The sequence below is a fragment of the Bradyrhizobium macuxiense genome (assembly GCF_007993935.1).
Classification (GTDB): domain Bacteria; phylum Pseudomonadota; class Alphaproteobacteria; order Rhizobiales; family Xanthobacteraceae; genus Bradyrhizobium; species Bradyrhizobium macuxiense_A.
Map to the genome: position 1 here is coordinate 33,517 of NZ_VITY01000025.1, position 11,919 is coordinate 45,435.

Annotated in this window: 12 protein-coding genes, 1 tRNA gene and 2 pseudogenes; 1 reads left to right on the forward strand and 14 read right to left on the reverse strand. The window is 64.2% G+C overall.

The window, feature by feature from the left end; translation table 11 throughout:
• Positions 1-47: 47 nt before the first annotated feature.
• From FBZ93_RS42090 to FBZ93_RS39445, 14 genes and pseudogenes are all read right to left on the reverse strand, one after another.
• Positions 48-152, reverse strand: a pseudogene (locus FBZ93_RS42090) (S-(hydroxymethyl)glutathione dehydrogenase); the annotation flags it as partial.
• Positions 153-241: 89 nt separating this feature from the next.
• On the reverse strand, positions 242-682 hold the full coding sequence (locus tag FBZ93_RS39385) for a CopG family transcriptional regulator (protein WP_146993084.1): 441 nt from the start codon (positions 680-682) through the stop codon (positions 242-244).
• A gap of 7 nt (positions 683-689) precedes the next feature.
• Positions 690-2,648, reverse strand: a complete 1,959-nt coding sequence (locus FBZ93_RS39390) for a conjugal transfer protein TraG (RefSeq protein ID WP_146993085.1) — start codon at positions 2,646-2,648, stop codon at positions 690-692.
• A 42-nt stretch (positions 2,649-2,690) separates the two neighbouring features.
• On the reverse strand, positions 2,691-4,430 hold the full coding sequence (locus tag FBZ93_RS39395; RefSeq protein ID WP_167529449.1) for a relaxase/mobilization nuclease domain-containing protein: 1,740 nt from the start codon (positions 4,428-4,430) through the stop codon (positions 2,691-2,693).
• Between the two features lie 551 nt (positions 4,431-4,981).
• Positions 4,982-5,122, reverse strand: a complete 141-nt coding sequence (locus tag FBZ93_RS41020) for a hypothetical protein (RefSeq protein ID WP_167529450.1) — start codon at positions 5,120-5,122, stop codon at positions 4,982-4,984.
• Between the two features lie 16 nt (positions 5,123-5,138).
• A pseudogene (locus FBZ93_RS39405) lies at positions 5,139-5,342 on the reverse strand (IS110 family transposase); the annotation flags it as partial.
• A 301-nt stretch (positions 5,343-5,643) separates the two neighbouring features.
• A complete protein-coding gene (locus tag FBZ93_RS39410; RefSeq protein WP_246667846.1) occupies positions 5,644-6,564 on the reverse strand; it encodes a lytic transglycosylase domain-containing protein in 921 nt (306 codons plus the stop codon).
• A gap of 4 nt (positions 6,565-6,568) precedes the next feature.
• Positions 6,569-6,904, reverse strand: a complete 336-nt coding sequence (locus FBZ93_RS39415; protein WP_146993087.1) for a DUF736 domain-containing protein — start codon at positions 6,902-6,904, stop codon at positions 6,569-6,571.
• Between the two features lie 35 nt (positions 6,905-6,939).
• Positions 6,940-7,485: a S26 family signal peptidase gene (locus tag FBZ93_RS39420; protein WP_146993088.1), complete on the reverse strand. Its 546-nt coding sequence runs from the start codon at positions 7,483-7,485 to the stop codon at positions 6,940-6,942.
• The gene (locus FBZ93_RS39425) at positions 7,482-8,000 is read right to left on the reverse strand and encodes a DUF2840 domain-containing protein (RefSeq protein WP_146993089.1); all 519 of its coding nucleotides are present in this window, start codon (positions 7,998-8,000) and stop codon (positions 7,482-7,484) included. Before FBZ93_RS39425 ends, FBZ93_RS39420 begins: the two co-directional genes overlap by 4 nt.
• Positions 7,987-8,250, reverse strand: a complete 264-nt coding sequence (locus FBZ93_RS39430) for a ribbon-helix-helix protein (RefSeq protein WP_146993090.1) — start codon at positions 8,248-8,250, stop codon at positions 7,987-7,989. The genes FBZ93_RS39425 and FBZ93_RS39430 overlap by 14 nt, the downstream gene beginning before the upstream one ends.
• Complete coding sequence (gene parA / locus FBZ93_RS39435) at positions 8,247-8,885, reverse strand: ParA family partition ATPase (RefSeq protein ID WP_027583915.1); 639 nt, start codon at positions 8,883-8,885, stop codon at positions 8,247-8,249. The genes FBZ93_RS39430 and parA overlap by 4 nt, the downstream gene beginning before the upstream one ends.
• On the reverse strand, positions 8,882-9,970 hold the full coding sequence (locus tag FBZ93_RS39440; RefSeq protein WP_146993091.1) for a replication initiator protein A: 1,089 nt from the start codon (positions 9,968-9,970) through the stop codon (positions 8,882-8,884). Before FBZ93_RS39440 ends, parA begins: the two co-directional genes overlap by 4 nt.
• A 15-nt stretch (positions 9,971-9,985) precedes the next feature.
• Positions 9,986-10,237, reverse strand: coding sequence for a helix-turn-helix transcriptional regulator (locus FBZ93_RS39445; RefSeq protein WP_146993092.1), 252 nt, complete (start codon positions 10,235-10,237; stop codon positions 9,986-9,988).
• Between the two features lie 947 nt (positions 10,238-11,184).
• On the opposite strand from FBZ93_RS39445, the gene FBZ93_RS39455 reads away from it, so the two are divergent.
• A tRNA-Ile gene (locus FBZ93_RS39455) sits at positions 11,185-11,260 on the forward strand.
• The last annotated feature ends 659 nt before the right edge of the window (positions 11,261-11,919 follow it).

Genomic DNA, 11,919 nt, shown 5'->3' on the forward strand with positions numbered 1-11,919 from the left:
GCGAGCTCCTGTTGGTCAACTTCTACCTGCGCTCTCCACGGGAGGACGCGGGTAAACTTGCCTTCATGCATGAGATCGAAGGCTGTGTTTATCTTGTCGAGAGGCATCGTATGGGTGATCAGATCGTCGATCTTGATCTTGCCTTCCATGTAGCTGCGTTCTTACCTCAAGCATGGACAAATACCGGTTCCAAAAGGAGGTGAAATGCCGCCGCGGCGGTATTTGGTCCACACGTGAGCGTTCATCGGATAGCGGGCGGCTCCCCGTCCTGAATATCCTCCGGGATCTCCTGCCGCAGCTTCGGTCCTTGACTGAGCCGCCGCCCGAGCGCCGCGACGAAATTGTCGTAGCGCGCGGTCGCCTGCGCCCGCGCCGCCTTTGCTGCCGGTTCGGGGAGAGGCGGTGTCGTCGTGAGCCAGAACCGGACGAACAACGCCATGGTCTCGACCGAGATCCCCATGTCGCGTTCGAGCCGCGCGATGCGACGATCGACTTGATCGAGTCGCTTGGCAATAGCGGCTTCCCGCCGCTCGTCGGCGTCCGGCGACAGGAAGGAAGTGATCGCGGCTTCGGCGATGAGCGACATCGGCTGCTCGCGCCTGGCTGCATAGGCCGACAGCGTCTTCATGACGTCCGGATCGAGATAGACCGACATCTGAGCTTTCTTCTTAGGCGCGATCATGCCTGCCTCACAATCCGAGATCGTCGCCGGGATCGAGCGATGCCTGGCGCGCAACGCCCTGCATCATGTCGTTCATGCGCCTGATCCGCGGGGCATCTTCATCGAGTTCGTCGGCCAAGTCAGACGCGAACTCGTTGTCGAGCGGTTCCTTCGTTTCCAAAGTGTCGCGAACCAGTTCCGGTTGCCGCCGGCGGTCGGCGGTTTTCGGATCCTCCACGTCCGCCTGGTTGTCGGGCGGCGGCAGCGGCCGTGAACTCCAATCGTCCGGCCGGTTGTTGTTGGCCTTAGTCAGCGCCGGCGGCGCCAGGATGCGCTCCTCGAAACGCCTGTCCTCGTAATAACGCGCCTTCTTGGCCCGGATCGGATGGAGGCCCGACATCATGACAATCTCGTCCGATGGCTGGAGCTGCATCATCTCACCGGGCGTCAGCAGTGGGCGGGCGGTCTCTGACCGCGACACCATGAGGTGACCGAGCCAAGGCGCCAGCCGGCTGCCGGCATAATTCTTCATCGCCTTCATCTCGGTCGCCATCCCCAATGCGTCCGAGACCCGCTTCGCCGTCCTTTCGTCGTTGGTCGCGAAGCTGACCCGGACGTGACAGTTGTCGAGGATCGAGTTGTTTGGCCCGTAGGCCTTCTCGATCTGGTTCAGCGACTGGGCGATCAGGAAGCTCTTGATGCCGTAACCCGCCATGAAGGCGAGCGCCGACTCAAAGAAGTCGAGCCGACCGAGCGCAGGGAATTCGTCGAGCATCAGGAGAAGCCGGCGCCGGCCGGCCTTGGCCTTAAGATCCTCGGTCAGGCGGCGGCCGATCTGGTTGAGGATCAGCCGGATCAGCGGCTTGGTGCGATTGATGTCTGATGGCGGCACGACGAGATAGAGCGTGGTCGCTCGCTCTCCGCCGACGATGTCGGTGATCCGCCAGTCGCAGCGCCGCGTCACCTCCGCCACGACGGGATCTCGGTATAGGCCCAGAAACGACATCGCGGTGCTCAGGACACCGGAGCGTTCATTGCCGGACTTGTTCAGCAGTTCGCGCGCGGCGGAGGCGACGACAGGATGGACGCCGGCCTCGCCGAGATGCGCCGTCCGCATCATCGCGGCGAGCGTCGATTCGATCGGCCGCCTTGGATCGGACAGGAAGGCCGCGACGCCGGCGAGCGTCTTGTCCTCCTCGGCGTAAAGGACATGGAGGATCGCACCGACCAACAGTGCGTGGCTGGTCTTCTCCCAATGGTTCCGCTTCTCGAGGCTGCCCTCCGGGTCGACCAGGATGTCGGCGATGTTCTGGACGTCGCGCACCTCCCACTCGCCGTGTCGGACTTCCAGCAACGGGTTGTATGCTGACGACCTCGCATTGGTCGGATCAAACAGAAGAACGCGGCCATGCCGCGCCCGGAAACCGGCGGTGAGCTGCCAGTTCTCGCCCTTGATGTCATGCACGATCGCCGAGCCGGGCCAGGTCAGCAGCGATGGGATGACGAGCCCGACGCCCTTACCACTCCGGGTCGGCGCGAAGCACAGGACGTGCTCCGGTCCATCATGGCGGAGATAGGCGCGCTCGAACCGGCCGAGCACCACGCCGTCGGGCCCGAGCAGGCCAGCCTGCTCGATCTCCTTCGCCTTAGCCCACCGTGCCGAGCCATAGGTCTCGGCATTCTTCGCTTCGCGGGCGCGCCAGACCGACATACCGATCGCGACCGCCGCAGCGATGATGCCGCCGGATGCTGCGATGGTGGCGCCCTCGATGAAGATCTGTGGCGCATAAGCATCGTAGGCATACCACCACCAGAGGAAAGCGGGCGGGAGGTAGAACGGAAAATGGATCAGTTCGAACCAGGGTCGCCCGAGTTCGGCTTGAAAGCCCAGCCGCCAGGCCGTCCATTCCGTCGCGGTCCAGAACGTCAACAGGACGATCGCCAAGACAGTGATGACCTGGCCCCAGAGAATCTTGGTTGCGGACATGGCGGCCGCCCTTTCCTTAAATTCGGTGATTGGAGGGATGGCTCACAGGCCGAGCCCCCTGCTGCGTCCAAAACCCCAATCGACGCCACCGTCATCGCGGGCGACGCCGGAGACATGTCGGCCGAGTTGCTTCTCGATTGAGGGCGTCCAAGGCACGAGCTGGAAGCCGAGACCATCGTCGATCATCGCGAAGCGGCCGGAGGCGAGCGCGAAGCGCTGCCGATAGGTGCCGGCGACATATTCGCCGGCGGCTGACGGATTGAACGGCTGGCCCGTCTCGGCCGCGAGCTGGCTACCTAGAGCCTCTAACTCCCGGCGGCGCAGCGTGCCGATGAGGTTCTTCGCGAACACCAAACCGCGCGCCTGGCGCTCGGCGAGACCTTGCTCGATGAGCTGCTCGGCTCGCCGTTCCATGGCTTGCCGGACATCGGCGCCGAAGCCGGCCTGACCAAGTGCCACCGGATCGCGCGCGACCGCCTGCCGATCGAGCCATGTCGCACCACTTGCCGTCACCTGCGCTTCAATCGACAGATCCGAACGGACGGCCAGGGCCACGCGACGCTGCCCTCGCGCGTCGTCGAATTTGCGCAGTTCGACGATCGAGCCCGGTGCGCTGTCGCCGGCGGCGTCAAGATCGGGGACCCTGATATGGTGGCTCCGGCCGTCGACGCCATCGACCACCGCATAGGCGGTCCCCTTCAGTTCATCATCGAGACCGCGATCGACGAGGCGTCCGATGACGGGGACGTCGAGGCTTTCGCCTGATAGCACGTAGCTCGCGGTCCCGCGCGCGATGCCGCGTTCGGTCAGACTGCGGTGGATACGTTTGATGATGTCGCCGCGGTCGCCGAGCTCGCGCAAGGTCGTCTCTGCGGCCTCGTCCATGACCCATTGGCCTGGCCCGACTTGATGCGCAAGACCGAGGCTCTCCAGGCGCCGCAGCCGGCCGACCTTCAGCGCGTGGAACTGATCGGGCTGCTGCGTCCGATCGGGCGCAAGGTCGATGACGCCGTACCGGTCTGCGTCGCGAAAAAGCTGGCGATCGAGTTGTGTCCAGCGCTCGGCTTCGACCTGGCGCTCGAGTGAGCGGCGAATATCGAGATCGGAGCGTAGTCCGAGCTCCTGTGTGACCAGGTCCTGCCCGCGAGCGCGCATCCCCTCCTTGATGTAGGCGCGGGAGATCACGAGGTCCTGACCATCCTCGGCGACGCCGCGCACGAGGATGTGGATGTGCGGATGCTGGGTATTCCAGTGATCGACGGCAACCCAGTCGACCTTCGTGCCGAGGTCCAATTCCATTTGGCCGATCAGCTCGCGGGCGAAACCCTTGAGATCGGCCATCTCCGACGCGTCCTCCGGCGAGACGATGAAGCGGAAATGGTGCCGGTCGCCCTCGCAGCGCTCGGCGAAGGCCTTCGGATCGGCGTCATCGCTCTCAGGGCCGAACAGGTTGGCCTTCTCCCCGTCCCGGGTGACACCCTCGCGCCGCAGATACCCGAGGTGCGCGGCGAGCGGCGCCGAGCGCGCCGTATGGCGGACGACGCGGGTCTTGATCGTCACCAGGCGCGAGCGGCCTGTGAGAAGTCGGTTCGCCCGTTCACTGGCGACCCGGCCGCGGCCGAAGCGCGAATGACGATGGCTGGTGAGGCGGCCGGCTCGCGAAACGCCGCCGCCCGCGCGCTTCGCGGCAGCCAGCGCCTGCGCGATGAAGGGCTTGGCGCGCTGGCTCCGTGAGGAGCGGACGCGGCCGGGCCTTGGCTGAAAGTCGTTCTCCTCAGCCATGGCCAGCCTCGGCAATGTGAGAAATGCAGAATCCGCGCAATGAGTTGATGGTACGACGCACATTGCATGCCGAAGCCGCACATTGGCCGATCAAAGAGAAACAGGCACAAAAAACGACGACCGACCGAGCCGCACATTGCGGCCTTTTATCTCGCCCTCTTAATCGGTCGTGTCGTCTCTCTGATCTCACCCATTCTCGTTTCCTTTCTCGTTTGCGACAAGGCCCTCTGCGCCACGCTTGAACGCGCTTGTCCACCACAGCCACGAGTCCCGGTGCGCCGCGCACTCTTCCGCGCTCAGCGACGGGGATGTTCGGCTGCAACGCGGCAGCACGCGAACCGTCGCGGCGCAATTTTCCATCGGCATGACGGAGCCACATCACAGGCATTCGTGCGTGGTCCAGGTTGCACTTGACGTGCGTGGCCACAGGCAAGATAGCGTGCGTTCCGTCGTCGTTGATCTGCACCAGGTCTCGTCCGCTCGTGGCGGAGCTCCGTGTTCAAAGCCTTGTTCAAAGCATCGCGGTCATCGGGTCATTGATCTGCACTCGGTTAGCGGTGGGCTCCGAGCAGCTTGCGCTCCTTGGTCGCCGTGCGCGCGCCGACGTCCGCCGGCGATGCGGTTGGATCGCCGCAGTAGAACGTGCCGTCGACCCACATCGCATGCATGATCACGGCGAGCTTACGGGCCACCGCAACGGTCGCCTTGGAGCAATTCCGGATGCAGCCAGGGTGACAGCGAACCGGCCTCATGACCGACGCGCCGCAGCCGCCCCAGATAGGGTTTGAGCGCCAGCTTGATCGCCTCCGGATCGGTCACCACCGCCGTCTCCACCATCACCTTGCCCTTGTCGTCCACCACGCACATCGCCGTCTCGTCCATGCCGACATCCAGGCCACAGAAGAATTCCATCGCGCGCCTCCCACGTTGCAGAGACGACAGCGGTGGCGACGCAACCGCGCCGTTTGATGGTCGCTCGCCGGGTTTTCCACCGCCAGACCGATTACGGGCGGCACTCGTTCGGTCGTTGCCTCCTCGTCTCCGTCCCCAGCTCTTTCCTCTTCGCAGACGTGCGCTGAGACACGCTTGAGCACGAATTCGCAACTGATGGCAGCGGCAAGCGGCCATCGCGCGACCAATGAGCAGATGTCTGCAGCATGGGTGCTCGCCGATGTGCATGGATCTGGGTTTTCATGTTGGCGAAGCGGTGCAGTCATTGCGATCGTCCTGAGGTCGAGACCGCGACGAACAGGCCTTCCGACTGCGGCGCGATGGCCGAGAGATCGTGCACGGGAACGGCAGCCCGCACGTCATTCGCTGGTGGATCGGGTGTTACTCGCACGGCAGACGATAGCCTTTCAGCGCGCCCGAAAAAGAGCGGCGCCCGCGTCCAGGATGAAAGAGAAGAGGCCGCGACGAGGAGAGGTCCTGGCGTGCTCTCCGCATCGACAAAAGGGACGATGGCCGCGACATAGGCGACCGTCTCGGCGGGCAGCGGGCGATGTCTATCGCGAAAATCCTCGTAGCGACCGGGACCTGCATTGTAGGCCGCGAGGAAACCCGGCGAGCCGTAGCGGTCGTGCAACTCGCGAAGGAAAGCGGCGCCGGCGAGGATGTTGTCATGCGGCTCGAAGGGATCGCGTCCGAGACCGTAGCGCGCCCGCATGTCCTCCCAGGTCTTGGGCATGAGTTGCATCAGACCGAGCGCGCCTTTGGGCGACACGGCGCGCCGGTCGCCGCCGCTCTCGATCCGCATGACGGCGCGGATCCAGGCTGCCGGAATGCCAAACCGCCGCGCGGCTTCCGCTACATGAGCGGCATAGCGATCGCTTGCCTGTTGACGTTGCACCACTGCTGCCTGCGCTGACAACGCTGGCGTTGGCCCGCCAATCACCAGCAGGCAGGCAAGCAGTAGAATGGCAAAACCCGCCATGTCTCCGCCATAACGTGAGCAAGCCATCGTGCTCGCGCCCAGCAAGGATGTGCGCGGTTCGCCAGCCTGCGGCCGCCCGTGACCGCCGCCGTGCACGACGGCCAACCGACGCTTAAGCTGGGCGAGGCAATGTGATGACGCGAACAAGGAAACGAAGCTTTGATGCGCCTTGTTGCCGGCACGCGTGACGAGCCCCTGCATGCGATCAATCCCGCTCGGCGCGTTGGGGCTGACGATTCCAGTTCAGCGTCCAGACCGATTTGTCCTCGCCGGATTGGAAGAGATTGGCGCGGATCGGCCGCGGCAGCGTGGGATCGTCGATGATCAGCGAAACATAGTCGCCGGCCTTCTGGCCGGTGCGCTTCCAGCCCGCGCCGATCTCGGGCCCTTCGCCATCGCCGAGGCGAATGCGGTAGTCCGGCGCGTTCTCGGCATCTGAGGATTCGGCCGGGACGAGGGTGAGAATCCGCTCGAAGAAAAGCGTTTCAATGCGTCCAGTGAAACCGGACTTCTCGCGGGTGAACTGACCGATTTGCGCCATGGGAAAGCTCCTTGGTTGGCGGGGTGGGAAGCGGGTCAATCGGTCGCGGCGCGCCAGACGAAGCGGCCGTCGCCGGCCTCGTCGGTCCAAAGCGGGACCGCGCGTGCGACGATCGATGTGACGGGGAGCGAGCCGAAATAGCGGCCGTCCAGGCTGTCCGGGACGGTCGGGTTCATGAGGAAGACCTCACCCGGCTGGAGGGTGATGCAACCGCTCCAGCGCGGCAGAGGACGGCCGAGATGGTCGCGATCGTGTGCGGCGCCGACATCGACATCATCGACGCTGACGGTGTCGCCCGACCGGCACACTGTCTGCCCGGGCAGCGCCATGACATGCTTGAGCAGCGGCACATTTTTCGGAAGAAAGCCGCCATCAGCGAGAAAGCTCGCGATCGGCTCTGGTGGGCGCACCACGACCAGTTCCAAGGCGCGCAGCCGTCCTGCCGGATGCAGCGTGTAGAAGCCCGTCGGCGTGCTTGCGGTGGCGTTCCAGATCAGCCGCGGCGCAGGATGAAGGAATCCCAGGCCGCTGGCGGCGAGCATTGGTATGCACGTCAGCACGATGTAGCCGAAGCGGGTCATGGCGTGACGCTCCGGCGCTTAAGCCAGGCGACGTGCTGCTCACGGGTGTAGGCGCGCGGTGCGTGACCGGCGGCGAGGCGGTTGTGGAGATGCCGCCAGTATTCGGGCGCGGCGTCGGCCGGATCGATGGCGAGCGCCTCAATGGCATCGACCGCCTGCAACACGCGCTCGACCTTCGGCCAGCTATCGACGCGCAGCAGGATTTCGCCGCCGGGTCGCACGAAGGGCAACGTCTGAAAACGTTGGCCGGGCTCCACGGCGCGCACGATGTCCATGCGCGACACCACCGTGCCATAGTCGTTCGACGCCCAGCGGACGAAGCCGAAGATGCTGCCGGGCGTAAAGCTCGAGACGCTGCGGCGGCGGTCGAGGATCTTTTCTTCAGCGCGACGGCCGAAGCGCAACCAGTGCTCGATCCTCTTCTCGACCCAGGTCAGCTCGACATGCGTGAGCGCAACTCCGCGTCGATGCGAGGGCGGCACGGCACGCGGCGGCAAGGCCTCATTGTCGTTCATGACGGCTCTCCGGTCTCAGTGGGAATTCTCGGGCCAGCAATTCGCGCAGCATGTTGGCGACGGTGACGCCGCGTTGGAACGCGGCGACCTTGATGCGACCGCGCAGCGCCGGCTTGACATCGATGGTTAGACGCGCGGTGTACCCCGCTGCGTCATTCATGCGACGCGGCGAGGTCGCGCCGGCCTTGATCCAGCGTTCGGCATTGCCGGGTCGCGATGTGAATCCGCGCTTGGTCGAACGTTCGCTCATGGCCCGCACCTCGCGACTTCGGCGGCGAGCGCGGCGATCTCGCGGGCAGCTGCACTCTGCTCGGCGAGCTCGAAGACGAGCCGGCCTGACTGCGCTGCGTCAGCGAAGACGACGCGCTGACCGATGGTGCTCGCGAGCACCGGCGGATCATGATCGGCGAGCGCCTCAGCCGTCCCGCGGGCGATGAGCGAGCGCGCGCCATAACAGTTGAGCACGAATCGAGCGGCGAGTTGCGGACGATGGAATCGGGCCTCACGCAGCAGAGACAACATCTCAGCCGACGCCCAGCCATCGAACGGCGACGGTTGCACGGGGATCAGCACGAGGTCGGCCGCCAGCAGTGCCGAACGTATCAGTCCAGCGACGCGCGGCGGTCCGTCAATGACAACGTGATCGGCAGTGCGCGCGATCTCCCGCGCCTCGCGATGAAGCGATTCGCGGGCAAGGCCAACGACGCCGAACAGCCGTGAGACGTTCTCCCGCGCCCGCTGCTGTGACCAGTCCAGTGCCGAACCCTGCGGGTCGGCATCGATCAGGGTCACACGCTTTCCGCTCAGCGCCCATTCACCGGCGAGGTGCAGAGCGAGCGTGGTCTTGCCGACACCGCCCTTCTGGTTGAGCAGTGCGACAATCATCGCTTGCCTCCCGCCTTGTGGTCGAAAAGCAGCAGAGATTGTTGGCGGCTTGAGTGCTTGTTTGACTGCGGCTCAGCGCTCGCGCCGGCGTTATCCGCACGACGCACAGGCCCACTACAACAGTTAGATTCTAAGTTAGACTCTAAGTTAGATTCTAATACGTGCGTGCGAAGTCCCGATGGGTTTGCGTGCGGAGTCCCGATAGCGTTTGCGTGCGAAGTCCCGGGCGCTTCCACAGCGCCGTCCACAGGGACAGTGGACAACTTTGCCGGCAGAATGCGCAGCAGTTCGCGGCGGCCCTCGCGTTTGATGTGCAAGCTGTAGCCAGGGAGTGGTTGGCGTGCGGCGATAAGCCGGATCTGCAGCGCGAAGTCGGAGACTCGCACCAGGCTGCCGGATTTCTTGTGGAGATGCGCGATCTCGAAGAGCCATCCTTTCGGCTGGCGACCGGCATGCTTGCGGGCGACGCGGTAGAGCCAGCGCTCAATCCCGCCGGTCAGCCGGAAGTACGCCGGATCGATCGAGAGGACGAGTGAGCGATCGATTACGCCGCGATAGAACCAATCGGGGAGAACGAATTCCATGCCTTCCAAGCGGCCGTCGCGCCTCGCGCATTCTTCCCATTCGTTGATCCAGGAGAACTGGTGGCGCCGCCAATGCTCTCCGTGCCGGATGGTGGTGCGGATGACGGTCGCCTGCAGACGGGCCAGTGCGCCCTTCAAGAGCTTGTACTCGCGCGCCCCGGTCTGTCGGCCGACTGCGATCAGAAGCTGGTAGGGCGTGAAGCGCAGGAAGCGCGAAGTCTTCAGACCGAGGTTCTCAGCCTCGACAATTTGGCTGGCCGCCCAAATCAGCACGTCGGCATCCCAAATGGTCGCCATGCCGTGCTCGGGGACCGCATAGACTTCGACGCGGACGTCGCCAGCCTTGTAAAGGATCGGCGTCGTGCGTTTGGACTTGGCAAGCGAGAAGAATGGCCGCTCCATCAGATCGCGCTGATCGCGCGGGCTGGCGTCGCCCGTGGCGACGACGAACGGGTCGAGCTTGCTTCGCTCGCTGGGCGTGATGAGGCGGCGCGATGGCATGGGTGAGCACTGCCTTTAGCGATGCGCGTTGCCGGCGGCGCGTGCCTCGACGTAGCGCGGATCCGACGTCGAGCTGCAGGCTGCCTGATCGGCCCAAGCTTCGAGATCGCCGACGGCGTAGACAACGCGGCCGCCGAGCTTGCGAAAGGTCGGGCCGTTGCCATGGCAGCGGTATTTCTCCAGCGTGCGCGGCGATAGGCCGAGGAGGCGCGCGGCCTCAGGGGTGCGCACGTAGCGCGTCGTGAGCTGCGCGGTCCGGTCGAGCATGGGAGATCTCCGTCTTGCCTTGAAGTGCCGCGGCCAAGTCGCGGCGTGTCGGGGCTAGAGTGGCGGAGAGCTCAGACGTTGGGGGTGGACGAAAATTTTCGCGGGTGCTGTCCCCCCACGGTCGCAACTGCGATGCAGATTGATGCAACGAACCCTGCGTTAGCGCGCAATGTTTCTGGTGCCGCTTATCCCGCCGGTCGCCATGATCGGGCGCGGCAGCGTCGGATCGAAAATGGCCATGCAGCTCGCGCGATCAGGCGCCAAGATTTCTGCCGTCAGTGACGATGGCCAGCTGCGGCCGCACCACTTGGCGCGTCATGCTCTTGCGCGGGCCGAACATGCGGGTTCAAAAGCATCGGAGCCGGCGAAGGAATTTGAGCTGCGCGAGCAAAAAAATCGAAGCAATAGGGCGATGCGGTCGTGGATCTGGCGGCGAGAGAAACACGCAAATCGATCGTGCCAATGGAAGCCGCATACGCGATCAACACAACTGCGTCTATCGGTGTTCGCGAGACTTTGTCGGCCCTCCCGGCAAAGGATCTCAAACCCCGCCTTGCCGAGCCAGCGCTATTCGGACGCGGGGACGGCGGCCTTCTCGTTGAAGGTGCCCCCGTCGCGCTGGCAGCGTCTGCGCAAGGGCTGGATACAGTTCGATGTTACAAGAATCACCGTTACGGCTGGATCTGAGTCTCACCGATACGCACCGGATGGCCGATACGGATCGCCGGACTCCTGGTAGACACCGCAGTACGAAGGAAGGGGCCTTCGGCGCAGCGCCCAAAGACATCCTCGATCGGTTCGGGGGGCTCTCGTCGGTCGTATGCTCGCCGACGTCGAGTGCAAGCCGTGATCCCGCGTTGCTAAAGCGTGAGTCGGAGATTGCCGAAATCCCATACAAGCTGTAAACGGAGACTGCACCGTTGCCGGTCGTGGCCCGCAAGACGGCGGGGCCTGTAGCTCAATGGTTAGAGCCGGCCGCTCATAACGGTCTGGTTGCAGGTTCGAGTCCTGCCGGGCCCACCAGCTATATCAGTGGTGGTGGTAGTAGCTTGCAGTGACGGGCGATTTTTCCGCGGACCACTTCGCGGACCGTTTCATCACCTCGCTCGTTCGTTGGGAGCAACATCCGAAAATCGGCTAGTTGATGATCGGTAGGCCAAGGTCGCCGACATGCCCCAGCTAAACACTGGCCAAGAGCCGTTGGATACGTCCTCAACGGTGAAATGAAGCTCCTTCAGGCGCTTCGCCTCAAGCATCCTAAGCATTTCCGAAAACTGCCCGCGCGTAACCTGAAGCGAAAGGTGCAGAGAAGGAAAGGTACTCGGCCTTTAACAGGTGGCCCGCGTCCGCGAATTCCGTTTTCATGGGAGTCGACAACAAGATCATGACGACGCCGGGCCACATGAAGCGCTGCTCGTGCATCGTCGAGGCCGCAGATTGGACCGGTTCGCTCAAATGAGCGTTGACCAGCATTATGAGCGGTCGGGGGTTCGAGTCAGGGGAGGGACTCGAACGGTCCCCCACCCAGGCCAGAGCCTTTGTTTTCAAAGGTTTACCAAGCGGCCTAGCGGCGCGGTCCCGCTAGACGCCCGCCGGTCATTCGACCCCGCCAAGCTGCCGGATAGTCCGCGTGTTGGTGCAAACCGGTATAGGCAGTTGAGGCAGCCAAGTCGCGTTGCCGC

Coding starts and splice junctions, on each gene's coding strand:
- FBZ93_RS39385 (WP_146993084.1), bottom strand. CDS start 682: ATGATCGCGCCTAAGAAGAAAGCTCAGATGTCGGTCTATCTCGATCCG.
- FBZ93_RS39390 (WP_146993085.1), bottom strand. CDS start 2,648: ATGTCCGCAACCAAGATTCTCTGGGGCCAGGTCATCACTGTCTTGGCG.
- FBZ93_RS39395 (WP_167529449.1), bottom strand. CDS start 4,430: ATGGCTGAGGAGAACGACTTTCAGCCAAGGCCCGGCCGCGTCCGCTCC.
- FBZ93_RS39410 (WP_246667846.1), bottom strand. CDS start 6,564: ATGCAGGGGCTCGTCACGCGTGCCGGCAACAAGGCGCATCAAAGCTTC.
- FBZ93_RS39415 (WP_146993087.1), bottom strand. CDS start 6,904: ATGGCGCAAATCGGTCAGTTCACCCGCGAGAAGTCCGGTTTCACTGGA.
- FBZ93_RS39420 (WP_146993088.1), bottom strand. CDS start 7,485: ATGACCCGCTTCGGCTACATCGTGCTGACGTGCATACCAATGCTCGCC.
- FBZ93_RS39425 (WP_146993089.1), bottom strand. CDS start 8,000: ATGAACGACAATGAGGCCTTGCCGCCGCGTGCCGTGCCGCCCTCGCAT.
- FBZ93_RS39430 (WP_146993090.1), bottom strand. CDS start 8,250: ATGAGCGAACGTTCGACCAAGCGCGGATTCACATCGCGACCCGGCAAT.
- parA (WP_027583915.1), bottom strand. CDS start 8,885: ATGATTGTCGCACTGCTCAACCAGAAGGGCGGTGTCGGCAAGACCACG.
- FBZ93_RS39440 (WP_146993091.1), bottom strand. CDS start 9,970: ATGCCATCGCGCCGCCTCATCACGCCCAGCGAGCGAAGCAAGCTCGAC.
- FBZ93_RS39445 (WP_146993092.1), bottom strand. CDS start 10,237: ATGCTCGACCGGACCGCGCAGCTCACGACGCGCTACGTGCGCACCCCT.